General features: G+C 41.8%; 21 protein-coding genes and 1 pseudogene. 12 read left to right on the plus strand and 10 right to left on the minus strand.

The genetic code is table 11. The features are described from left to right. Nucleotides 1-306: 306 nt before the first annotated feature. The 3 genes and pseudogenes from MJB10_RS04380 to MJB10_RS04390 all read left to right on the plus strand — a co-directional run bounded on the left by MJB10_RS04380 (nucleotide 307) and on the right by MJB10_RS04390 (nucleotide 3597). Nucleotides 307-1041 carry an SDR family NAD(P)-dependent oxidoreductase gene (locus MJB10_RS04380; protein WP_314802081.1) on the plus strand — a complete coding sequence of 245 codons (735 nt, stop codon included), beginning with the start codon at nucleotides 307-309 and terminating at the stop codon, nucleotides 1039-1041. Nucleotides 1042-1841: 800 nt separating this feature from the next. After that, on the plus strand, nucleotides 1842-2111 hold the full coding sequence (locus MJB10_RS04385) for a hypothetical protein (protein WP_314802082.1): 270 nt from the start codon (nucleotides 1842-1844) through the stop codon (nucleotides 2109-2111). 214 nt (nucleotides 2112-2325) lie between these two features. Then, nucleotides 2326-3597 (plus strand): annotated as a pseudogene (locus tag MJB10_RS04390) (IS110 family transposase). A 540-nt stretch (nucleotides 3598-4137) separates the two neighbouring features. Here MJB10_RS04390 and MJB10_RS04395 read toward each other — a convergent pair. From MJB10_RS04395 to MJB10_RS04405, 3 genes are read right to left on the minus strand one after another with little or no spacing between them, the layout of a single operon-like run. Beyond that, nucleotides 4138-5202 carry a Ger(x)C family spore germination protein gene (locus MJB10_RS04395; protein ID WP_314805470.1) on the minus strand — a complete coding sequence of 355 codons (1065 nt, stop codon included), beginning with the start codon at nucleotides 5200-5202 and terminating at the stop codon, nucleotides 4138-4140. Nucleotides 5203-5225: 23 nt separating this feature from the next. Beyond that, nucleotides 5226-6335, minus strand: coding sequence for a GerAB/ArcD/ProY family transporter (locus MJB10_RS04400; RefSeq protein ID WP_314802084.1), 1110 nt, complete (start codon nucleotides 6333-6335; stop codon nucleotides 5226-5228). 1 nt (nucleotide 6336) lies between these two features. Next, nucleotides 6337-7815 carry a spore germination protein gene (locus tag MJB10_RS04405; RefSeq protein ID WP_314802086.1) on the minus strand — a complete coding sequence of 493 codons (1479 nt, stop codon included), beginning with the start codon at nucleotides 7813-7815 and terminating at the stop codon, nucleotides 6337-6339. A 1275-nt stretch (nucleotides 7816-9090) separates the two neighbouring features. On the opposite strand from MJB10_RS04405, the gene ltrA reads away from it, so the two are divergent. After that, entirely contained in the window at nucleotides 9091-10887 is a 1797-nt protein-coding gene (ltrA, locus tag MJB10_RS04410) for a group II intron reverse transcriptase/maturase (RefSeq protein WP_314802088.1), read from the plus strand. A gap of 387 nt (nucleotides 10888-11274) precedes the next feature. Here ltrA and MJB10_RS04415 read toward each other — a convergent pair whose 3' ends face one another. Beyond that, complete coding sequence (locus tag MJB10_RS04415) at nucleotides 11275-11754, minus strand: hypothetical protein (RefSeq protein ID WP_314802089.1); 480 nt, start codon at nucleotides 11752-11754, stop codon at nucleotides 11275-11277. A 797-nt stretch (nucleotides 11755-12551) separates the two neighbouring features. Here MJB10_RS04415 and MJB10_RS04420 point away from each other — a divergent pair. The 5 genes from MJB10_RS04420 to MJB10_RS04440 all read left to right on the plus strand — a co-directional run bounded on the left by MJB10_RS04420 (nucleotide 12552) and on the right by MJB10_RS04440 (nucleotide 16074). Next, nucleotides 12552-12776 (plus strand): hypothetical protein, encoded by a 225-nt coding sequence (locus MJB10_RS04420; RefSeq protein ID WP_314802090.1) that lies wholly within the window; start codon nucleotides 12552-12554, stop codon nucleotides 12774-12776. A gap of 308 nt (nucleotides 12777-13084) precedes the next feature. After that, nucleotides 13085-13501 (plus strand): VOC family protein, encoded by a 417-nt coding sequence (locus MJB10_RS04425; RefSeq protein ID WP_314802092.1) that lies wholly within the window; start codon nucleotides 13085-13087, stop codon nucleotides 13499-13501. A gap of 822 nt (nucleotides 13502-14323) precedes the next feature. Beyond that, complete coding sequence (locus tag MJB10_RS04430; protein ID WP_314802094.1) at nucleotides 14324-14476, plus strand: PH domain-containing protein; 153 nt, start codon at nucleotides 14324-14326, stop codon at nucleotides 14474-14476. 219 nt (nucleotides 14477-14695) lie between these two features. After that, entirely contained in the window at nucleotides 14696-15217 is a 522-nt protein-coding gene (locus MJB10_RS04435; RefSeq protein WP_314802095.1) for a DUF4362 domain-containing protein, read from the plus strand. 350 nt (nucleotides 15218-15567) lie between these two features. Then, entirely contained in the window at nucleotides 15568-16074 is a 507-nt protein-coding gene (locus MJB10_RS04440) for a metallophosphoesterase family protein (RefSeq protein ID WP_314802097.1), read from the plus strand. Nucleotides 16075-16241: 167 nt separating this feature from the next. On the opposite strand, the gene MJB10_RS04445 is transcribed toward MJB10_RS04440, so the two are convergent. After that, the gene (locus MJB10_RS04445) at nucleotides 16242-17045 is read right to left on the minus strand and encodes a CPBP family glutamic-type intramembrane protease (protein ID WP_314802099.1); all 804 of its coding nucleotides are present in this window, start codon (nucleotides 17043-17045) and stop codon (nucleotides 16242-16244) included. Between the two features lie 659 nt (nucleotides 17046-17704). On the opposite strand from MJB10_RS04445, the gene MJB10_RS04450 reads away from it, so the two are divergent. Continuing rightward, entirely contained in the window at nucleotides 17705-18283 is a 579-nt protein-coding gene (locus MJB10_RS04450) for a TMEM175 family protein (RefSeq protein ID WP_314802101.1), read from the plus strand. A 254-nt stretch (nucleotides 18284-18537) separates the two neighbouring features. Here MJB10_RS04450 and MJB10_RS04455 read toward each other — a convergent pair whose 3' ends face one another. Together MJB10_RS04455 and MJB10_RS04460 are read right to left on the minus strand one after the other, a co-directional pair. Beyond that, complete coding sequence (locus MJB10_RS04455; RefSeq protein ID WP_279615879.1) at nucleotides 18538-18669, minus strand: hypothetical protein; 132 nt, start codon at nucleotides 18667-18669, stop codon at nucleotides 18538-18540. Between the two features lie 100 nt (nucleotides 18670-18769). Further along, the gene (locus MJB10_RS04460; RefSeq protein WP_314802104.1) at nucleotides 18770-18913 is read right to left on the minus strand and encodes a hypothetical protein; all 144 of its coding nucleotides are present in this window, start codon (nucleotides 18911-18913) and stop codon (nucleotides 18770-18772) included. 305 nt (nucleotides 18914-19218) lie between these two features. Here MJB10_RS04460 and MJB10_RS04465 point away from each other — a divergent pair, with 305 nt between their 5' ends. Together MJB10_RS04465 and MJB10_RS04470 are read left to right on the plus strand one after the other, a co-directional pair. Further along, nucleotides 19219-21702 (plus strand): glycoside hydrolase family 10 protein, encoded by a 2484-nt coding sequence (locus MJB10_RS04465; protein ID WP_314802105.1) that lies wholly within the window; start codon nucleotides 19219-19221, stop codon nucleotides 21700-21702. Nucleotides 21703-22028: 326 nt separating this feature from the next. Further along, nucleotides 22029-22598 (plus strand): dihydrofolate reductase family protein, encoded by a 570-nt coding sequence (locus tag MJB10_RS04470; protein ID WP_314802106.1) that lies wholly within the window; start codon nucleotides 22029-22031, stop codon nucleotides 22596-22598. Nucleotides 22599-22682: 84 nt separating this feature from the next. Here the strand turns inward: MJB10_RS04470 and MJB10_RS04475 are convergent, their stop codons facing one another. From MJB10_RS04475 to MJB10_RS04485, 3 genes are read right to left on the minus strand one after another with little or no spacing between them, the layout of a single operon-like run. Beyond that, nucleotides 22683-23474 (minus strand): ABC transporter permease, encoded by a 792-nt coding sequence (locus MJB10_RS04475; protein ID WP_314802108.1) that lies wholly within the window; start codon nucleotides 23472-23474, stop codon nucleotides 22683-22685. After that, nucleotides 23471-24376 carry an ABC transporter ATP-binding protein gene (locus MJB10_RS04480; protein ID WP_314802110.1) on the minus strand — a complete coding sequence of 302 codons (906 nt, stop codon included), beginning with the start codon at nucleotides 24374-24376 and terminating at the stop codon, nucleotides 23471-23473. Before MJB10_RS04480 ends, MJB10_RS04475 begins: the two co-directional genes overlap by 4 nt. Beyond that, nucleotides 24376-24567 (minus strand): PLD nuclease N-terminal domain-containing protein, encoded by a 192-nt coding sequence (locus MJB10_RS04485; RefSeq protein ID WP_314802112.1) that lies wholly within the window; start codon nucleotides 24565-24567, stop codon nucleotides 24376-24378. Before MJB10_RS04485 ends, MJB10_RS04480 begins: the two co-directional genes overlap by 1 nt. Nucleotides 24568-24759: the final 192 nt, after the last annotated feature.

Consider the following 24759-nt stretch of genomic DNA (forward strand, 5'->3'; position numbering starts at 1 on the left):
ACATTGCTACGCTCCCTCGGTATGATTTAATTTCCTCACGCAAGCTCGTCTATTAGCAGAATTTCACTTCCATCGTACAGAGGCGCTCGTTTTTTTACAAAGTTGAAATTTATACATCTACAGGAATCTAACGGAGAACGTTACTTCAATAAACCACAAAATGAGGCTACCACCGCGAAAAACGAGTGGCAGCCTTATTAAGCTATTGTGCAGGCTAACGTAGCAAATGTAATTAATTTATAAAACAAAAACCACCCAGTGTGGTAAAATTTGGGTTGATTGTACCATTGGAATTGAGGTGATATCTTGTCGAACCACGTATACATTATTACTGGAGCATCGAGTGGACTTGGTGCCGAAATTTCTAGACAACTTTTATTAGAAGAAAACAATGTGTTTTGCTTATCTCGAACTGAAAATGACGACATCATCAGACAAGCCTCAGGTTACAGATATAAGTTCTACTCCATTGATCTTACTCATGTAGAGAACGTATATCTTATTTTGCAGGAGATTATTGCAACAATTGATTCGAGTAAGATTGATTCTATAACACTTATCAATAATGCCGCTTCAGTATCCCCCATCAAAGATATACAGTATTGCACGCAAGATGAAATCATGGCAAATATACAACTGAACTTAACGACACCTATTATGCTTACCTCCAGTTTTATAAGATTAACATCCGAATGGGAAGTAAAAAGAAGGATTGTAAACATCTCTTCTGGATCGGCTCAGTATCCAGCCCAAAGTATGAGTCTTTACTGTTCGGCTAAATCGGCACTGAATATGTTCTCCCGATGTGTGGGGCTTGAGCAAGATGGTGTACCAAATGCTGTTCAAGTATTTGCAGTTGATCCAGGAATGATGGATACAGAAATGCAAAAAACAGCTCGTGATTCCGTTTTTCAACTATCGGAATTTTTTTCGAAACAGAAATTGGAGGGCAACCTTACCGATCCCGCTCATGTAGCAAGTAAGATATTAACATTAATTAACTCCCTAGTAATAAAGAATGGCGATATTCATCATGTGTGAGTCGCTGCCGCTAAACATAATTAAATACAAATGAGGGCCGCCGCGCTAGGGGGGCTATCATTTGGTATTATAAATTATTGCCCTCAAAGATTTCGTGTGAAACTTAGATACTGAGTACCCCTGAGCACTTTTGTCTAGATCAACAATTAAACCGAGACTATGTTTAACACGTAATGCTTTTCAACTCCATTTTCAAATGATAAATACATTTTAAAAACAGCGCCATAATCGAGCATGCCTGTGATCTTATCTGCTTTATGTATCGCTTTAGTGAATGATTCGATCTCTTCAGGATTTGTAATGATCTTTTCTACAAAGAGCGGCTTCTCCATTTCTTTGCATATTTGACTATACTCTAACTTAATTTTCATAATTTTTGTACTTATTAAGATTCCGTTGTTAGAAGGAGAAATTACAGTTATATCCTTGTTACCCTTATGCGTACAACCAAAAACGAGTGCACAAATGACGAATAGAACTGAGAAACTGAGAAATAGTTTTTTGATATGTCATACCTTCTCTCGAAATAAGAACTATTTGTTTTAATAGACGTGAAGAATCAGATTTCAGTTTCAACCTTCGTCAATTTATTTTACTCACTAGCACAAAATACAGAACGAAGATTAATGTATAAGTACCATCCATTCAACTTGGGCAAGCCGTGCATAAGGGGGGGGGAGATAAATTATGTCAAAAGTACATGATCTTATGAAGTCGATTTACAAAATGATCAAATCAAATTACATACTAAATATGATGATAATAGAATAATTGAGGAAACAGATATTGTTTTTACTGAAGTGTTTAATCACTTTTTTGAACACCAATTGAAAGGCAGTATTATTCTTGATATTTATGAATCAGATATTCCTAAATTTATTAAAGAAAATTCTGAACTATTAAGACAGCATGAATCCTATGGATGGCCAGTGATGTATGATTCAATTGATGAAATGGAACAAATCTTAATTGAAGGTGGTTATAAATACATTATTCTTATGTCATCATACGGATTGAATGGTTGGGTATTGGCTAAGAATTTTGAAATCATCACACGAAAGATTGAGTAGTGATTGTAAGTTTACTTTGATGGTAGAGGTAGGGACATGGTATAACTGTGTTCACACTTTGGCATTCGGCATGAATCATTGCGCTAACGCAGAACGATAGCATTCCTGTAGAGCGTTAATTTTGAGCTTTGCAAAAAAACAAGCGCCTCGGTACGATGGGAGTACGCAACGGGTCATAGCCCTTAAAATCCCATCATCCAGGAGGACGCTCTATATGAAGTTTAAATCGCAGAACAAACAAAATCAACTCATTGAAAAAATTACCGCTCAGCATCTAGTTGTCGGGATCGACATCGCTCAACAAGCACATGTCGCACGTGCAGTTAATTTTCGTGGAATCGTGGTCGGCAATCCAATATCCTTCACGAATGATGAAGAAGGATTTCAAAATCTTCTTGAGTGGATTCATTCATTGCAAGCAGCTCATAACCTTAGTTCGGCTATCATTGGTATGGAACCTACCGGTCATTACTGGCTTAACGTCTCTAAATGGCTCTCTGAGCGTTAATATGAAGTTGTTCTCGTCAATCCTCATCTCGTGAAAAAGAATAAGGAAAACCGTGACAATACGCCATCTAAGAGTGACAAAAAGGATGCTCTCGTCATTGCGGACATGGTTAAGAACGGCTATTACTCGTTCACTCGCAACACACCTGAAGCCTTTGAAGAACTTCGAGTCTTTTTCTCAAACCGGGACTCTGTCGTAACGAGACTCGTTAGTGTGAAGAATCAAATCCATCGTTGGGTTGACGTTGTGTTCCCTGAGCTGCGACAAGTCTTTAAAAACCTTATGTGCAAAGGCTCATTGGCCACATTAAGGCTTTTCTCAACACCTGAAGAACTGAGGAAATTAGAGCCTCAAGATGTGGTATGTGGGTGGAAGTCCCTAATGAAACGTCAGCCTGGCGAAATTAAGGCTCGAGCACTTATTGCTCTTGCTAGCCATTCTGTTGGTTCTAAACAAGCTACTTATGCGTATAAGCTTCATTTAAAGCAGCTTCTGGCCGAATATGATCTTGCCTGCGAACAGCTGAAAATAGTAGAGACAGAGATTACTGCCGTTTTAGACCGCATTCCCTTCGCTAAATCAATGCTTGCTGTAAAAGGGATTAACGCCATTTCACTTGCTGGTATTCTTGGTGAAGCAGGGGATTTAAGTGGCTTTGTACACGGCAATGCATTACTTCGGCATGCTGGCCTAAACCTTGCAGAAGCAAGCTCAGGCAAATGGACGGGACAGATGAAAATAAGTAAACGCGGACGATCTCGTTTGCGCCGTTTCATCTATATGATGACCATTAGTATGGTAGGGAACAATCCAGAATTTAAAGCAATGCATGCGTACAATGTACAGATGAAAAAGATGAAGAAAATGAGATCTCTTATGAAACTGTGTGGAAAATTAGCCCGAATACTCGTTGGAATGGCCCGCAGCAACGAAGCCTACGACCCTACTAAAACAATGCCACTTCAGTTAGCAGCTTAAGTACTTAAGTAATATCCAACCGTTTCGTCGTACGAATTTTGGCTTATTCGCGGGATTTCAAAAGAAAGCACGGAGTACCGGATGTGTTCAACCAAAGGGCATAGACCCGTAACGATAGCAAGACCGGCCTCCACCCCTTGGACAGGTGTAACGAAGGAATGAGAGGGCATAGACCCGTTGAGACATGGGAGTGAAAACCTCCAGGGGCGGCGTGGAGATAGCGTGCAGTATATGGAAATATATGGGGTGTAAACCTCACCCTGTGTTTCAGTGCGCCTTCATGTTGCCAAGGTCTATTACGGAGACTCTATTCCAAACCTCCTGTCTTTTAAGAAGGGTGAAATCCTGCGAATAAGCGAGCATACGTGAGAAAACTTAATCGAACCGAGGGAGTTAAACAGTGAAGGGCTGCCGCGTGGCAGCCCTTCACCCCGCTAACGAGCAGAATAGTTCAATAAGAATGCCAGCATGCCTGCATTGGAAAATAACACAGAACGAGAACCGTTAAGAAGATGGTTCTCGTTCTGTGTATGTGCAAGCTTATTTTCGCACATTCGTCAAAGGTTGAATATGAAGCTCATATGTAACGTTAAATTTCACGTTCGCCCAGAGAGTAGACCATTCATCCTCGCTCATGGGCTTCGAAAAAGGACCTAGTGTAAGAGTACCTATTTCCAGAGGGTCCACTTCCGAATTTTGCATTTTCTTTAGCAGCTCTGTTGTTTGTTTTTCGAAAAGCGATTTTATTTGTTGATGAATAACCGCTAATTGATCAAGGTTGTCTATATCTCCCTTTCCACGGTACTCTTCAATTCGACCTTTGAGCTCGACGTTGAGAGATAATGTTGAGTAGTCGAGATTTAATTTCATCTTTGTCTTGGAAGTGACATTCCCCATCGTTATTGATAACTCTGGGATGGTAAGGACTTTAAGGTGATGATTATGATCAATCAGTTGGAATATTTGTTCATTTCTCTTATTAATGTTCGTTTGCAGTTTATCGTTTTTGAAGAAGGCAGTTCCTTCGTAGATAAAATTTTCTTTATCGACCTTGAAAATAGGAGCCACTGGATCGGAGTATGGTGAATAGTACCTTTTCATAAATTGATGTAGATTTACAATAGTCATATCTCCTTGTTTCTTATACTCATAGTGTTTAAGCAAACGATAAAGTAAATAGCCAGGAACGTCTTGTGTTTTTATTTGATTTTTAATGAAATCATCAAAGCTTCCATTGACGATGATGATATAAAGGCGTTGAGAAATATCAGGGTCCGTAAATAAAGTGTTCATAAGTGATGTAATGCCTTTTTTTGCCAGTTCTTGTTCAATAAATACCATACGAAGTTGTCCTGATTTTACTTCCCGATGATAGCTTAAATTAAAATCCTTTCCTCCCTCCTTCAATAGATCGACTTCTTGGGTAAGTATTTTTTTTGGTTCAGAATATATGGGTGGTACCAGTGTGCTTATTCTTAGCTTCCCTTCTGCACCCTCAGTAATCGACCACAAAATCACAGGGGAGATTTCTTCGATCTGATTGTTATCTACAAATGGGGAGCATCCAATCATCCATAGCATACTGCTCATTATGACGAGGAACATCGTATGTTTAAACAGCCTCAATGCTAGATAAGCCCCTTTCGTTTGCAAGCAATCAGAAGGAAGGTTGGGATGAACAAGTAGGTAAATGCCCGTAACCAAATCTGTAGGTTCATCAAAGGGTTCTGTTCAGTTTCATCAAACCACTTGTCTAGAATAATCGTACTTATTAAAATCATGATCCAGCAGGTTATAAAACCAATTCGATTGCTCTGTTCGTTTAATCTTCCTGAAACTATTCGAATAGCCCCGTAGAACCATAAGAAATAAAGGGAAATGGCCCACACATAATAAAACATTTGCATGCAAATTAAAATGATATCAATTCGCTCCAAAACAGGAGTTTGCAGATAACGAATAAGGTCCGTTACCGGAAATCTGCTTTTGTTCAAGTATTGGGAACTAAAAAATAATAAGGAAACAACAAACATAATCAAATACTCAAAGACAGACGTGGTATTAGCAAATGTCAAATATTTCAACATCTTTTGTTTTTGGTTTATCCACGGCCCAATAAAGACCAAGTACTCCGGTCCCGAGAACGCTTGCCAAATGAACAAAAGATTCTTCCAGGAGACTGTCGACCAGTCTGCGGGGATCAAGGGATATAAATCGTGAAGTGACGCCATCGATGGGAAGAAGAAAGGAATAAAACATAAAATCATCCAAGCGGAACCAAAAAAGGCAATAACGACAAAGCGTATCGCATTCGTCATTCCTCGAGAGGCCGCGTACAAACAAATCCCAAAGAGAAATAAAATCAACCACAAAGGATTCATGGAAGGGAAGATGATACTATTAATCACTTCCACAGTCCCCAGTGTACTTACATATATTTTAGCAAAAATGAAAAACAGACCAACGAAGGCCAAAACACGAACCGTCCGCTTTCCAAATAGTTGAACGAATCCTTGATATCCTTTGGTGGAAATGTCTGATGAAAACCATTTTGCAATCAAGATCATATTCAATTGTGATAAAATCCCCACGGCAATTAATGCCCAAATCATATAGGGATAAACCAATTTGGAAGGAGTGACTAAGACGAAATATAGCATTTGACTTCTGTTGACCATGAAAAAGACATAGATCCCGCCAAACGTGACCGTTCTCTCATATAAGGAAGATGCCTTCACATTATTTTCTCCTTTGACTGGTTCGCCATTTCTGTAGGGTATGTAAATATTCAGGACGTTCCTTCATCCAATGGAAAGGACCCCGAATGAAAAGATCTAACCAATCCCTCCAGTAAAGATGAGCTAAGGGGGCGAAATAAGGCTGTTTCAAAGATGTGATACTATTCAAATGGACAAGAATAACAATTATCCCGAATACTATCCCTAACATTCCAATATAGTTGGCAAGGAAAAGGAAAGCGAATTGAAGCAGTGTGTTTGATTTTGTCACGAGATAATTAGGGACTAGAAACGAAGCGATAGCCGTAACACCTACTAAAATAATTAATATTTTGCTTGCAAAACCAGCTTCAACGGAAGCTTGTCCTACGACAATGCCACCGATCACGCCTAGTACTTGACCCGACTTTGTGGGCATCCTAAGACTTGCTTCTTTGATGATCTCCAGGGTAATCAGCATTAAAAATGCTTCCCAAAATGGCGTAAACGGCAATTTGGTTCTAGATTCTAATAATACAAAAAGAACTTGCATCGGGAGCATCTGATAATGATGAGTGGCTAACGCAACATAGATCGGGACTAATATTAACGAAAGTACATAGCTTACATATCGCAGCAGCCGCAAAAAACTGGCAACCAGCCAGCGATTAATGTAATCCTCTGGAGATTGAAATAGATGAAAAAATGTGATGGGAGCCGTTAACGCAAATGGTGTATTGGCTACTAAAAAAGTAATTTTTCCCATCGATAAAGTGAAAGCGCATAGATCCGGGCGGTCGCTTTGTTGAAATTGCGGGAATATACTATGATAATGATCTTCCATGAATGCAGCAACATGTGACGAATCCAAAAAAACATCAAAATCAATGGTAGATAGTTTACTTCTTGCAATGGAAATAAATTCGGGATTGGTCACCCCTTCCAGATACATCATGACAACCTCTGTTTTACTTACAGAACCTACAGAAAATCTTTCTGATTTTAAAGATGTCGATGGAAGCCGTCTGCGAATCATTGTCACATTTTGATCGATTTGCTCACTGAAGCTGTCCTTGGGTCCAAACATAATGGTTTCGGTTTCCGATGTTTCGATGGCGCGAGTCAATGGATTTGGAAGAAGTGCTGCCCACCACTGATTCTTCATAGGTTCATAGAGAAGGATGGATCCCGTTAATAGTTTCTGCTGACCTTCCTCCATCGTGACAATTCTGGATACCTTAGTTGTGGCTATGCATTCATTTATTTCTTCAAGATCACAGTGGAGCAGCGGTTCCATAACGGATTCATTTAAGCGTTCTTGGTCAATTAATGTTCTTATGTAGAGAAGCATCACCATTTGATCATTATTGGTCCTGCGTTCGATGATTTCTGCATCGTCCATGTTGGCCAAAATTTGTCTAATCGAATCTATCGTTAGGACGGTATTCTGAGGTTCAGGTTTCTCAAAATGGTGTCCAATCTTAAGCTTCTTCCAAAACATAAACACCATCCTTACAAAATGGGTAGTGAAAATTGAAAATATTGGTTATGCCTTTATAATTTATCCATGTCTGGATCATTTATACCCTTAGGGTTTGTATGTATGAGAACTGTTTCATGAGGTGCATACGGATACATCAGTATTAACGAAAAAACAGAGCTGCTTGTAGGGATTAACAATTTATACAAAAAATTATGCTTGAAACTAAAGGGTTTTCTTGGAGGGTTAGAGATAGATAGGACAACCAGAGGTAATAGAAGTGTTGGGATTATTTGAAAATCCGGGTAGTTAAGCTCACGCAGAACGATAGGTAAACGGAAAAAGGAGCCGCGAAAGCTGCTCCTTTTGTCATAAAGCTATTGGTCAGCTAAACGCAATCTTTGCAGGATATTTATAGGCATTACCGAAAATTTAATGAATCAATCATAATTATTTACGAGGAACGATTGCCCTTATACATTAAGTACAGTGATAAAACCCTCGATTGTTCGAACAAGCATGTAGAACAATGTGTAGGAGAAATTATTGAATTAACGCAAGAGTTCCAGTTGACCGTTCAACTAACGCAGAAGTACGACAAGTTCTGCTATAAGCACCAACAGTGCGAAAAGCAGGAGATTACAGTAGTAATCTCAACTTTACAACCGAGGATGGGAATGACGGAACCATGTATCCCGAAACCATCCCGCCAACACTCCTGCATGCGTCATGTTTAACAGAACATGAGGTGTGAAGTACAGGTAGATTCGACAGAACGAAGGCTAAAGCCATCTAAATAGAAAAGGTATGCCAACGGATATGTCGCGCGGCTGAAAAATTGAATATGGTGAGAATTTTCGCATTAAAGCGACATGACGAACTTCTGAATGTACGGGTCTAAAGTTAGAGCATGCGGAAACGTATGTACCATCAGACGATGGGGTGAGTGGCGTAAAGTAAAACTTTCTTCTATGAAATACGCTATGCCAAACTAAGGAGGCATTGGTCTCACAGGCTTAGAGGAAGCACCTAAGTTCAGAAAAGATAGCTAGGCTGTAAGGTACTTGGAAAGCAAGGGACGTTGCAAGAAGGGCTGTTACCCGAAACGGTTACAATAAGGCACATGCCGAAATGCATTTATCCTTGTGAGGGCAGGGGCACGACTGATGAAACCTCTGTAATAGAGGCGGAGGAATAGCCCCAAGTCTAATTGAAAAGAACGATCATTTTCCATACGTGAATTGCACCGATCAGGTAGGAATGTGGGGACATCGCTTCGTCAGGAGGGATGCCACAGTGCAAGCTTTACGAAATTGGGAGTATTACGGCATGACGGAAGCTTTTACGGATTTGTACGAAAGATCAGCAAACAATGAGATATTTTCACGTCTCTATGAAATCGTCACATCCAGAGAGAACATCTTGTTGGCTTACCGTACGATGAAGTCCAATAAAGGATCAAAGACACCAGGAACAGATGGGCTAACCATCAAAGACATCGAACAACGCCCCGAAAACGAATTAGTGAGTGAAATCCAAAACAGACTGCAACACTATCGTCCCAAGAATGTCAGAAGGAAGCTCATCGAAAAAGATAACGGCAAAATGAGGCCGCTTGGCATCCCATGCATTCTCGACCGCATCATCCAGCAGTGCTTCAAGCAAGTCCTTGAGCCCATAGCTGAAGCTAAATTCTACAACCACAGCTACGGATTCAGACCCCTCCGATCGACACATCATGCCATGGCAAGAGTCCAATTTCTTATCAATCAAGCGTCGATGCATTATGTAGTAGACATCGACATATTGGGTTTCTTCGACAACGTCAATCATACGTTGCTTATGAAGCAACTTTGGAACATGGGCATCCAAGATAGAATGGTACTAGCCTGCATTTCTAAAATGCTAAAAGCTGAAATCGATGGAGAAGGAATACCGTCAAAAGGCGTGCCTCAAGGAGGACTGTTGTCGACGTTGCTTTCGAATGTCGTACTGAACGACTTGGACCACTGGGTAGCAGGTCAATGGGAGCTATTTCCCTTGAAGAAGCAACCTAAAAAGTCAAGGGACAGCCAAAGATACGCTAAAATCCGCACGACCCTTAAAGAAGGCTATTTGGTGCGTTACGCCGACGACTTTAAAATCATTTGCAGAGATTGGAGATCGGCTCAGAGATGGTATCATGCGGTAGTTTTGTATCTCAAAGACCGCTTAAAGCTCGACATCTCTCCAGAGAAATCGCAAATCATTAACCTGCGAAAAAGAGAGTCGGAATTTCTTGGCTTTACAATCCGAGCAAACAAAAAGGGTCAAAAGCGAGTAGCGCATACGGGGATCAAATCGGGCAAAATACAGAAAATGAGGAGCGAAGTCAAGAAACATATTCTCAAAATGAGGGCTTCGCCAACGGCGCTAACCGCTGCACGTTTCAACAGCTTTGTTCTAGGAATTCACAACTATTTCAATCGGGCAACACATGTAAATGTTGCGTTCTCACGTCTTGCCTATGATCTGCGAGCTTTCATGTATAATCGTCTTAAACAAATCGGGAAATATGAACATCCTGCAAACCCACCGCCAACATACAGTAAATTTTACAGCTTGGGGTACAGGACTTTTAAAGTAGCAGATGTTTATTTATACCCTCTGGCCAATGTAAAAACAAAGAATACGATGGGCTTTAGTCAAGGTCTTTCGCTCTTTACCACAGCAGGCAGAGAACAAATATACAAAAAGCTTCGACCAGATTTACGTCAGGAGATTTACTTCCTAACGAAATCTAGCATCCCGAATCAGAGTGTAGAGTATATAGATAATCGGATTAGTCGGTATAGCATGAAAATGGGGAAATGCGAAATTACAGGCATGTATCTCTTCGCATCCGATGTTCACTGTCACCACTATATCCCACCCCACGCAGGTGGAAACGACAAGTTTAACAACTTGCGTATCCTCCACAAGGAGGTCGGGAAACTTATCCTACAAACACACAAAGAGACAATTGACGTACTCAAGGAAAAACTGGATCTAACGGAATTGATGATGGTTCAGATCAACAAATACCGTGAAAAGTATGCATTAAGACCAGTTTAACATATCCCAAATCAATGAGTAACGAGGAACTTATGATTTAGTAAATTCAGTTAGAGGGAACGCGGAGTACTGGGAAACTCGTACGCTCCGTGTGGAGCAGGGGAAAAGCTGGAGATCACATCAAATGCTTACCTATTGCAACCGATAGCTGAATAAACACCTAGGAAGAGCCTGCCAGCATGAACGGCAGCCTATGCTCACCTAACGGACAGTTATGGACGGTGGCACTTCAAAAAGACAATCGCTTCAAAAAGGATCTCCTTTGCTTCAGCATAGATTTCCTCATTGGTTAAGATGCTTCTTCTACTTGAAAAATAAAACCGGCCATTGTGAAGGCGGATTTTAACTCTGTAGTGAAACCGATACACATCGAGTGTCCTTTTTTGTTTACTGGATGTCACGCTCATCGATAAACATAATACCGAGCCAAGTCTCAACCGACAAATATATTCCGTTTTGCCCAGTTACTTTGACCGATTGAGGGGCAAGGGCGGCTCCCGATGCAAAATAAGTCGGACCATAGTGAAGTGGTGTCACCTTGTTTAATTGGACCGTTTTTCCAACGAGGATTCCGTCAGGACGCCTCTTTTCCGCTTTTGTATCTGGGACACTTATGTTCATCGGTCCGACCCAAGTGTCGATCGTATAGTCAATCGAATTTCCCTTCATCGCGATTACGGTTACATCTTGAGGAGCTAATGCGAGACCCGTTGCACTCCCGTTCGGGGAATAAAGCGGCGTTATCTCATGCAGGATTATTTTCTCAGGGAAGGCGATCTCACTCGGCTCTGCGGCAAAGGAGGAAGATGGCAAAAGTACGGCAGCAAATAAGGCAATTCGATAGATATATCTTGCAAGTTTTTTCATGAAATACCTCCTAAAAATTATGTCTCTTGAATTCTTAAACGCGAGAAAAACGGTAAATGTTCTTGAGATTTATTGCCAAATCAAGCATTCCATATGTTGCCCAAAAATTGATATTAGTATCATCTGTGGTGCGGCGCTTGCGATGCATTGATAGCTAACGGGTAACGAGGGAGTATAATAATAAACAGGGAGCAGCTTGCCGCAGCTGCTCCCTGTTTTCACTCAAGTAAAGGGCAGATTTGCGCAACAATTGATAATCGACAGCGTCTACATTAAGGATACAATAGGTAGAAATGAGTGAGGGAATAATGCGTAAATCCGTTCATTGAATCAATTTTGTTCTACTACTTTTTGGAGTTCTGGTTTGGATTTGTCTTTTTATTTTTTAGGTTACAAAATATTGAACTAACGCAGAACGATATTTAAATTAAAAGGCGGTTTTCTTTTGGGGTAAAAACAACATAAAGATTTAACATACCCTTTGAATAATGGAGTTATATCACGTTGTTGCTAGCGCAGTCTTGATAATGAAAGAGAAATTCGTATCCATCAAGTTAGCACTAATCCTATTATTTTCTAGTATCCATACTGCAAAATAGCAGCCCCTTCAGATACCACACATGCCGTTTTCATCGATGGTAAGAAGATCACGTTTGAGGTTCCGCCGACCTTAATATTATCGCTGAAGAGGTATTATTTATCGCGTATATTCATAGGGATGTTTTTACTTCTTATCATCGTGCACCAATATAGTAACATATGACAAATAGGTAAAATGGGGAGTTGGAAGTGGTAATATGAGTAGTATTTCTTATACAAACTTTTTTGTTTTACTTGCAATGGTAGTTGCTTTGTTTTTTATATTACGGGAGTTTTTTACGTGGTATTGGAAACAAAACGAAATCGTAAGTACATTAAAGAAAATTGAAGGTCATCTGGAGAAGTTATCTCATCAAAATCAAGGTAAGAATGTTCCAGATGCTAAGAGCTTGGATGATAATGACAAAAACAATGATATTTAAAATATAACCAAAAAGATTGGCTCCATTACTCTGGTGAATCCTATATTTGTAATTTTAGCAATTTATTGGAAAAAAACTTTAGTTCGTGAGCTGCATTGAAGCGGCTCCTTTTTGATTAAAGTAACGGCAGGATTCTTCAATCGTTTCTCGAATTTTTCTGAGTTGGATAATTTACTGAACTTTGTGATCGGTTTTGAGAATTCACGCTTCCGAATCAAGTAGACCAATGAATTTCCGAATCAGCTTTCGTCTAATTAAACGAAGACATCAATGACAACCAAATTCATTTAACGATGGGGTGTATGAAAATGGCATTAACTTCCGCATTCACGAGCTTTAACTTGCCTGTAAAAAACGTAGAACAATCGAAGGATTTCTTCACCGGACTCGGCTTCGAGTTCAACCCGCAGTTCTCCCAGAAGGACAAGTCGGAATCCATCGTGATCGGCGCCAACCTGCAGGTCATGCTGATCTCCCAAGAATTCTTCAATACCCTCACGCAGAAGGAAACCGTAGATACGGACAAGTATGCGCAAATGACGATCGCATTGGCCTTCGAGAGCCGAGAAAAGGTTGATGAAATCGTGAATACAGCGGTTTCCCTGGGCGGGAAAATACACGAAGATCCCGAGAATTATGGGTTCATGTATCATTGGGGCTTCGTAGACTTGGACGGCCATATGTGGGCAATCAACTACATAAACACGGATGCAGCTCAAGGTTAAGGATAATGGAGTGCGCACTCATATTTGGATTAACAAAGGAAGACGCCGGGGCACCTTCCCAGGCGTCTTCTTTGCGATAATTAGTTTTGTTCGGTATAGGCTTGAGCCTGCTTGCTGGATCTCGACGGAGTTGGGGCTTTCCGCGTTAAACTAACGCAGAACGATAGTTCAATGAGACTGGGTGAATGGGAATTAGACGAATCCAGGTACATACGCGCAGACGACTTTGTCGGTGAAACGGACTCGTTCATAATGAGGATCGATATCGGAACGAATTTCAGTTACGTATGGGGAAACCTGTGCTTAAAGAATGCGCCCATTCTCAGGTGGAGTTTTCACAAAATAGGCATTCACACATACATTACATTAGGTAAATAACCCCTATAGAAATGTGGAGTGATTGCTAAATGTTATCATCTAATAAGGAAGAATTACGCCCCCCTATTGGCGGAGGTATTCATGGCGGATTTGGTCATGGATTTCATGGTGGTTTTGGCCACGGATTTCACAATGTATTTCCTTTAATCGTTCCTATTCCTGCCCCATATCCTAGCTATCCAACCTACTACCCATACCCTTGCCCATATCCGCCTTACCAATATCCATGTCCATACCCCTACCCCTACCCATATCCATATTAAGTTCAGAATCATGACAAGAACCGCATATTATTTGCGGTTTTTTTATTGAGACTTACAATGCGCTAAATAAAGCAAAAAAACTCTGACCACGACCAGAGTTTTTTGCTTGTAATTAAGCGGTTAATTCCTTCGTATTTACCTTCGCGAAAAAATTTCCTGTCCATACCATAGGGGAAGAATTATGAACTGGACGTTCATCCAAGAGACGGACGTACCTAGAGAGATTGAAGAGATTATAGTTGAGGGCGAAGTAGCTGAAGTTGCTTACAAGACAATCAGAGACACAGCAGTATTCACTAATAAGCGTATCATCGTACTGATAAGCAAGGTCTGACTGGTCGTAAGGTTGAGGTATACTCAATCCCTTTCAAAAGGGAATTAAGGGAGGCTCAATTGAGCCTCTTTTTTATTACCAAATTCTGAGATGCTGTGAAGATGGCGATTTTATTTCTTGGAGTCGACCATTAGTACAAGTTTCATTCTCCCACCTATTGATGGAACAAAATGTAAGTTTGACTCGTCAATAATGTATATGTGTATGGGAGGTTTTAAATTGCTCAAAAAGTTAATGATCTTTGCCTTTGCTATGAGCATATTGTCAGGTTGTTCAAAAATAAAAGCCATTGACCAACCCCAAGAAACATTAAAAAATAATGCTGACGTGGTTGATATCCACGGAAGTGTTTCTAACCTCTTTAAAATGGACGACTTTGTGAAAAAAATTAAAGAAAAAGAAAACGTCTCGATTAACATTTCTCATTACACGATTGAAGGCGACCCTATTTATCACAACATCAAGTACCGCGATGGCAATTTCGAGCTTCAATACGATACTACGCAAGATAAATTCGGAGCAGGCAAAGTAACAACATACTCTTGTGAAAACTTTGAAAAAACTGAAACGAACACAGAATTGCTTAAATATGGTGATAATCAAGCAAATGAGATAAATACAATAGATATGAAATTGGTGAAAGACCTAAAAAATGGTCAAATGCTAGGTGTGAGTGATTTTCAGCTAAATAATGAAGAACGGCAAAAAATATACAAAAAATGGTGTTATCCAATTATTTAAGTGAAAAGAAATTTGCAATATGCTCAGAGAAGCCAGAGTTCTATTTAAAAGTTAAAATCAATGGTGCGGTTCGTGAATATAACTGGTCAGATTGCACAAATAATGAGGACAACAAAATAATGACTGATTTGGCTAATACAATTATTGAGATTGTTAATACGAATTAATTTTATGGTATGCCGAATACGAAAATGATGAACAAAGCACAGGTTACGATCAGCTGCCGTTGTCTTTTGAAGTAATGGGCAGTAATCTCTCAAGAAAAATGATAAAATTGAGAAAAGGTGGGATGGATTCGGATGCAAGTACTGGTGTTACTCTAATGATTCAGTGGAAGAGGAGGTGGCAGTTTGAGAATCGTAGTTGTTTCCGATACACACATGCCGCGAATGGCGAAGAAGCTGCCCATCCGATTGCTGCAAGAGCTGGAGCTCGCCGATCTGATTTTGCACGCCGGAGACTGGACAAGTCTTGACGTTTATGACGAGCTTACTCGATTCGCTCCTGTGGAAGGCATAGCTGGCAATAATGATGGGGAGCAGATCATCCGGATGTTCGGGTTCGAAAAAACGATTCAGATCGGCCAAGTCAAAATTGGACTTCTACACGGACACACTCCGCACAAGAAACTTACAGCGGAGCAAAAAGCGATGATGGCATATCAGCCAGGTGAAACGGATGCCGTCGTGTTCGGTCATTCCCATATTCCGCTAATGAAGCTACATAACGGTATTCTGCTCTTTAACCCGGGTTCACCGACGGATAAACGAAGGATGAAGCAGCATTCGTTCGGGATCATGGAGATCGAAGGAACGGACATTAAGGCCGAGCATGTTTTTTATGATAGCAAAGAATAAGAGAGGAAGAGAGCGGTTGGAGGTTATTCGAAGGCACCGAAACCGATTAGTACAATAGTGATTCTTCAAACATTAGAATCGTAAACATATACTCTTTACTGGATAAGGATCCTAAGTTGGCATCACGTGGGAAGGCACCTTAACGTGCAATACGTTGGCTGCGGCCGTTAGTAGCCAGCTTTTGGTTTTCTCCAGTACCAAAGGGTGCTAAAGATGAGATAGAGTCCCATGACTGCCGTAAGCAGAATAAGGGTGAAGCCCGACATGTTCTCCATGGAATCAAGCCAACCGATTCTTTTCATACCGAACAGACTGATGTTAAACACGATTCCAATCAGCATAACGGACCATATGGATGAAAGGCGTACATAGATGGATCCATATATGAATCCTAACGCTACACCCAGAAGCTGCATCGCAATGCCTCCTGGCTGCAACGCCGCAATAATCAAAGCGATGACTAGAATTGACCAGAATACGTGAACATGTTTCCGGGCTTCGTTAAACATGATACCAATAAACAAGATCAGCTCAAGTGCAGTGGTGAGCACTGAGGAAAGTATAATGTAAACGAAAGGAACAGAGGCAAAATATTCTTCTGTAAAATCATTGAACGTTGTAATGTTGTAGTAAAGAAGTAGTTTCATGGAGGCAGCGTTTAATAATGTGAACGCGAGCCCGATTGTTATCATGTGAACCGAAGAGCTCGAACTGATCGGCGAGAAGCTACTAAGTCTCCAGAAGCTTACCGGTGTCTGTTTCAAAAGTCGATATTTAATGGCGTAAACAATCGCGGAAAGAGCGATTGTAATTACAAGTACCATGAATACCTGGATTGGGATGTTCTTTCCTTTTCCGAACTGCCCCCATCCTAATACAGGATCAAGGACGATATTATAGAGGAAGATCACTAAAATGATGACCGTCAAATAGAGTAAGTAATTTCCCAGCATCGATAAATATCTCTTCACGAAAATCGCCGCCTTTCATTTTCGAAGAATAAACTAACTCATCCCTTTTCAGAATATTCCTTACCCATGAATAATATAATAACTCGTATTTTATTTAACGGAATATAGCGCATTCCTGCAGGATGGTTTGAATACTTTGATGAAATAAAGAGTGATTTAGTATGAATCTCCCCCTTCTGTCGAATAGATGCTTAATACGGCTGAAACAAATTTTTATGACTCAAGGAGTAGAAGGACTTTTTGAAGATCGGCGAGGTAAGGGTAGTACCAGAGGCGTGTAATAAGATCCCCTTGAAATGGGTATTTTTTAGTTTAAAACGCCAATGTTTGTGTCGCAGCACCACGACACAAACATTGGCGTATAATTTTGATCGGTTAAGATGTAGGGAAGGGTACTTCATTGTGAACGAGCAGCATTCGTTAAAATTTCATCGTTGAAGGTGTAGAGTACGCTCTTCTCGAATAAAGAAATATACCGATAATCAAGTATTAAATAAATTTACTTTCGTCAATATATACAAATTGGAAATCACCAATTACATGCTTTAAAAATGATTATGTTAAGTTCTGTAATGGCGTGATCAACAAGGAAATATTAACCGTGAGTTACAAACTCATGGGTATAAAATGAAAGTACGAAGGGAGCAACATGTGATCTAATGAAAGCAAACCGAATGGAAGCATTCAGCGATGGAGTCCTGGCAATTATCATTACAATCATGGTACTGGAATTCAAAGTACCGGAAGGCCACGACTGGCACGCATTAATCGAGTTAGGTCCGAAAGTTCTAAGCTACCTCTTTAGTTTTGTTTATATTGGTATATACTGGAATAATCATCATCATCTTTTGCACATGATTCGAACAATGAACGGGCGGTTGATGTGGCTTAACTTGATGTTGCTCTTCTGGCTTTCCCTAGTTCCATTCACGACTGCGTGGATGGGGGAAAGCGATTTTGCACCCACTCCAACGGCATTGTATGGTATCATTCTTCTTCTTGCTGCAATATCTTACCGGGTGCTTCAGCTCGCAATCCTCAACCAATATCCTGACGATTCTGCAATATTTAAGTCGATGGGCAAAGATTGGAAGGTGAGAATATCTCCTTTCCTCTATTTGATCGCGATATTGACAGCGTATGTGAGTCCATGGGTATCTGGCTTTTTTTACGTTCTTGTGGCTTTGATCTGGGTTGTTCCGGAAAAGAGAATCGAGCATTTTTTGAGAAGCCAATAAGTAAGACCCATTTTTTGTAGGTAATTGTTGGTTTTTTGGTAGGTTTAGGTATGCTTATCTACTCTTTTTTAATGCTGTTTTGCAATAGAGGTCGTTAAAGCTTTGATGGCAGGCTTTACAGCGGTAACGCTGCCGTTTCACCTCAGCTTTATGCTTTTGTTCCTGGACAGATTGCCGCGGCCGGCAACTGTCCCTTGTTTCATTTAAGGCACGTGAGATTGACTCTCAGGCTTTATTTTCAAGTCCAGAGGGATTTACTTGTCCTCTTCTTCATTTGACTCTGATTTGGCAGCATCTTTCGTATACTCATCCTGATCGCTACCCCAAACATAATCGTAGTTAGTTATATCAGGTTTGTAATCAGAGTCGTTTTTCTTTATATCCATTGGGAATATCAATCCTTTGCTAATTAATTAGGTAATTGTCCAGTGCTTCTAGTTAATTTGTACTTGTAGATGAAAAGTCCGTCATTGAAGCGTAAGCTAGTTACGGCTCATCAATATATTCTTCTTCGCTCGGAATACTGTTCAAAAGGTTATCATCTTGTTTCTCATTTTGCTCGGTATCGCAGTTAACAATACACTTCATTATTTCTTCAGAGTTGTCTTGAATATTCGTGTACTCAACCATCCATGTACCTCCTTTCATCGAAATTAGATTTTCCAATATCAAGAAAATTATTCGATTAGTGGTTAGGATGATACTGATGAGTTACTACGCGGGACGCTAACGATCGCAAGCAATGTAACCACCGGCAATTCATGCCTTAATTCATAGACTACATGTGCTTTGTCTTGTTTGGTGAGCAGACTTTTTGTTATTGGAGTAATATTTCTACTTAAATAAAATTAATGGTGGAAAAAACCATGAATACTTAGTATACTTTGTATGTGCTGTTAATCCTAGCATCTAATCTAGTGAGGAGGATGAAAGTATTGGTACTTAAAAAAATGCTAGTTACTAAAACGATGAAAGCAATAGCTGTCACTGTGTTTGGCTTGACCTTGATTGCAGGCCCTTTTCAAAGCAACTCTTCTGATCGGACGAATAAGGTTTATGCGGAGTCAGTTTCTAATGCAACAATTGTAACCGCATCCAACGGAAAGACTTTTGCACTTTCAGGTGTTAATATGACTCGCGGATCTGGGATGTTGGTGGAATATACACCAGAGTATGGGTATAAAACTGCGACGAATGCCTTCGGCGCGGAGGTCATTGCGATTGCTACTGGGATTCCGAACCAATATCAAGTTACAGGAATGAATTCTGCATTCGGTGACCAGTCCAAAAGTGGGAATAGTGATATTCCGGAGAATGGATTCGTTCTTTCGGCGGGGCCGGGAGGGACACCAGATGTGCGCCGCTTTCTGATCGACAACTTCAAGGTAGGCGATATCTTTACGGTAGCAGCACCCATTGAACAATCTGCTAGTGCTACCCTATCGGCGATTGATCCCACAGCTGAAACAAATCCAGAAGGAGCTGTATTTGACGGCTTTCGCGGACCGAACCAACTAAACGTATATACGCCAGTATTTGGCCCATCAACACGGACGAATCAATATGGGAATGAAATTACTGTGAAGAATGGGATTGTGACATCCGTTGGCGGAGCCAATTCGGAAATTCCGAGTGATGGCTTTATCGTAAGCGGGCATGGGACGAATGCGGCATGGTTATCTAACATTGCTATGGTTGGAGCTAAAGTGACGATCCGTGACCATACAGTGACCATCTCGAAAGATGCAACGAGTTACCTCTATCAAGCAGAGACGGCAATTGCTACGGCGCAAACCAGCATAGACCAAGGATATGCTATGTATGTGAATGCCCCATTTGATTTAGCGAAGCAAGACGTTGCACAGGCTCAAACATTGCTGGAGAGCGGACGGGTAGCCGCAGCAACCGATTCCGCCCTAGCTGTTATGAATGCGAAGCAAGCAGTAGCTGCTGCTCAGCAAGCCTACTACCGAACGCTGCCAAGCCGTGTGGCTGAAGCAAGGGGAGTATGGTACCGTCCAGTTGAAAAGAATCAAAAGGAGGTAGCAACAACTCTTGATCGGATGCAAGCTGCTGGCTTCAATGAGCTTTATTTGGAAACATGGTTTGGTGGCTATACCATTTATCCGAGTCAAACCGCGTCGGCAAACGGTATTGAAAACCAGAATCCATCCTTTAAAGGTTGGGATCCACTTCAAGCGTTTTCAGAAGAAGCTCAGAAAAGGGGTATCGCTTTACACGCCTGGCTTGACGGATTCTTTGTCGGCATAGATAAGACAGGGGGGCCTGTACTCCGTGCTCATCCAGAATGGGCAGCTGTTGAGCGCGACGATGTTCAAGCAGGTAAACCGATGCCGCAGCACGAGAACGGTTACTTCTGGCTGGATCTGATCAACCCGGATGTTCAACGTTATTTGCTTAATATTACGAAAGAGATGGTTGTGACTTACGGTCTTTCAGGTGTTGACCTTGATTACATGCGGTTGCCAATGGGCTCCGACTGGAAGATGAGCTTCAACTTCAGTACATATGCACGCACTGCTTATCAACAGCAGGTTGGCATTGATCCGTATACGATTGAGAAGAATTTGCATCCAGAAGAATGGAAATCATACACGGATTGGATTAGCATGATTGAAGATGAATTTGTTAAGTCGGTTTATTCGGAAATGAAAGACATTAGCAATCAGGTTATCGTTTCTGCTACTCCGGAGCCAGGAGCTGAAGCAGATAAAATTGGTGCTTGGTCTCATTACGTGGATGTTGTCATTCCGCAAGCTTATTCGTATAGTACAAGCAGTATTCTTCAATCGGTTCAACAGCACAAATCACAAATTGAAGGTGGAGGGTTGATATATAGCGGTATCTATCCCATGTATGTGCATATGAATGCGTTCGATACCGTATCTCAGGTTCTTGCCGCTCGTGACATCGACAATGGTACAACGATATTCGCATTCGGACAGGCAAGCCCACTCAGTGTGAAAGCACTTAAACAAGGTCCTTGGCGCAAAACAGCGATCTCTACAGGTGTGCATCCGCTTGATGCAGTCTCTGCTATGCTTCATTCGATGAAAGACGACTTTAATGAAGTATACATCCCACGGAACGCTTTGAGGGGGAACGAAACGTCGAAGTCGCTGCTAAGAAAGTTCGACGACATACAATATGAACTTACTAAAGCGATTGATAAGGAAGCTGCGCATCAAGAAACCAGTGGAGGAGTCGCGGCTTCTCAACCAAATGAAAAACTGCAGCATTTCGATCACGTATCCCTTAAGTTAAATGAAGCATCAAAAGAGATCCAATTATATCTGGAAAAGGGTGACCTGGAGCAGGTCGTGGCCCACCGTCTGGTGGAGCAGCTAGAACAAGCCCAAAAGATTTTGATGTATGCCATGACGAAGCGGATTCGATAACAATTTCTTAAGTTAGATAAATATACAAATGAGCCACTAACAGGGGCTGTCCCAAAGTAGACTTTCTACTTTAGGACGGCCCCTGTTTTCTCTTTTTCCGCCAGTGTCTTCTCCGTTTGCAGAAGCGGGTAATCCGCAATTATGTGACGAGAGATCTTCAGAAAATGGAGCAGTTTAACGATTATATTTATACCAATCGAAGAAAATTCAGATTTCCACTTGACCCTTACGTAACGTAATGATTTATAGTGAACGTAAGGGCAGGACGAAACACGGGCATACTGTCAAATTGAATAACTAAATTCGAAATCAAAGGAGAAGCAATCATGAGAAAACTCGTATTGTTCATGCATGTGTCACTGGATGGGTATGCGTCAGATTCGAACGGAGGACTGGGTTGGATTCCGTACAACGAGGAATTACAGAAATACGCCGAGGAGGTCGTTGCTGAAGTCGGCTCTCCCGTTTACGGACGTACGACGTATCAATTGATGGAGAGCTACTGGCCAACAGTACTGGATGATCCTGATGCTTCGAGGCACGATATGGAGCATGCTACATGGGTGCAGGATGTTAAAAAGATCGTCATTTCCAGCACGATGGACAAGGCGGAATGGAATAATACGATGCTGATCAACGACAATATCGCAGAGGAAGTCAAGGCACTCAAGGAGCAGCCTGGCAAAAATCTCGTTATCTTCGGCAGCCCGGGGGCTGCAAAGACGCTGCTTGAGCTCGGTCTGATCGACGAATTTCTACTGACGATTTGTCCTGTCCTCCTGGGCAGCGGAAAATCGGTATTCGACGGCGTCGGTGAGAAGATTAGGCTCAAGCTGCTGTCCAGCCGAACGCTCAACTCGGGCATTATCGCGACCCGCTATGAGTTGGAGAAATAGTCGTACGAGTTGTTTAGATAGCGGTGAAACGTTAGTTGAACAAAAAAGGCTGCCGCGGCAGCCTTTTTGTATTTTATAGTACCACTAACCAGTTAAATCGCTTCTATTTTTGAATAACCGTACCCCGCCTGCAAGAAGCAAAGCAATTAAGATCAACGACGATATGACGCATAGTAAAAGCTGATCCGATGATTGTTCTTTCGACACGAGCGCTGATGCGTGATTGACCAGCATAGACGGACTCCACGCCATATACGGCTTGAACAAGCTGCCCGCAACCGAGAGAACTATGGCCGTTGCTATTGCCGCAAACGCAATCGCGCCGCTTCCTGTAAGCCATGTGCCGAGGACAACTGTCACTGTAACGATGAACGCAAGCCATAGGCTGTAGACGGTAAAACCTTGAATGAGACGCACGGCTTCGATTTTGCCGAAAAGCTCGACGGTATAATACGCAGCGGCCGTATATCCGCAGCCGAACGATACAAGCGCAAGCGTCTGTATGCCGGCCCACTTGGCTGTTATATAGGATACATGGGGAACAGGCTTGATCATGATCATCCCGGCCACGCCGCTCTGCCGTTCTCCAGAGACGATCGCCATCGATACAAGCACGAGGATAAGTATCCCGATCGTGCCGAACTGCGACAAGGTTTTAACGATCACGTCTTGCGGCGATGGTATCGGTATCTCAATGATAGCTCCCTCTGGCAATCCGCCCATGCTTTTTATAATTTGCGGGGTGTAGTAAGTAGTTACCGGTTGCATGACACCAACAATGATGAAGACGAGCGGCACCCAGATCCATTTGGCATTGCGAGACATCTCTAGCATTTCTTTGCGATACAATGTCATCCATTGGCTCAATCGACTCATTCTTCCACCACTTTCATAAACAAATCTTCTAGTGACGTATGGCCAGCTTCGAATTTACGAACGGCTATGCCACAGCGGACAAGATCGGCCAGAAGTTCCCTTTTCCCAACAGACAAGTCCCGCACATGGACACGTGCAATATTTCCTGACCCGGCAACCTTATCAACGAGCGGGAACCTCTCGATGGATTGCCTCCATTGTTCTAGTGAAATGTCTGCTTCCACGCTGACGACTGGCTGCTGATATTGCTCTCGAAGCGCGTGTAAGCTGCCGGATAAGGCAATTTCGCCGCCGCGCATAATGAGCACGTCGTCGCAGATTTCCTCGGCATCGTGAAGAACGTGCGTCGAGAATAGGATCGTCGTCTCCCGTTTAATAATACGCAGCATCTCAAGTACTTCGCGACGACCGAGTGGATCAAGTGCCGACACTGGCTCGTCGAGCATAAGCAGCTTCGGACGGTGAATCATTGCTTGGGCAATACCTAGCCGCTGCCGCATGCCTCCTGAGTACCCGCCAATTCGACGGTTACGCGCATCCTTTAGACCGACAAGTTCTAACAACGCCTCTGTTCGCTTATGCAGTTCATTTTTGTCCACGCGAGCCAGTTTGCCGACGTATGTAAGAAACTCTAGGCCTGACATCCAGTTGTAAAAGGCAGGAATTTGCGGCAAATAGCCGATATGCTCGCGGATATCCTGCGTTGGTAGTCCTGGAAACGAAATTGTGCCTGTAGTTGGCGGCAGCAATCCAGACAACATTTTGAGCGTCGTCGTCTTCCCTGCACCATTCGGTCCTAACAGCGCTACACATCTCCCTTCAGCAATGAGAAAATCAATTCCGTTCACTGCGACGGTTGTGCCAAACCGTTTCGTCAGATGCTTCGCTTCGAGGAGTGTCATCAATCGTTCCTTCTTCCAAAGACAAAATAAGCGATGGGACCCAACAAGCTGATGAATAAGATAATTAGCGTCCACATCCACTTTGGTCCATTCGTCCGCTCCGCACGCAAGCAATTGATAAGCGCCACAACCATAAGAAGCAACTGTAAAATAATTATTGGCGACAATATCGCCCAGTTGATGTCATTCATCATTCTTAACCTCCTCGTTTATCTGAATGTCCATAATACGAACAACACCAGTGAAACGTTCACAACGACTTTTTATTCTTAGAGTTCTACTTGAGTTGAGAAAAATTATAAGCGTATATGCTGACCAATGTGTTCTGGATAGAAAGGGACAGTTGAGCGGAAATTCTTTGGTCATCTTGACAGTTAATTAGT

Origin of the sequence: Paenibacillus sp. MBLB1832 (assembly GCF_032271945.1) — a bacterium.
GTDB classification, from domain to species: Bacteria; Bacillota; Bacilli; order Paenibacillales; family NBRC-103111; genus Paenibacillus_E; species Paenibacillus_E roseopurpureus.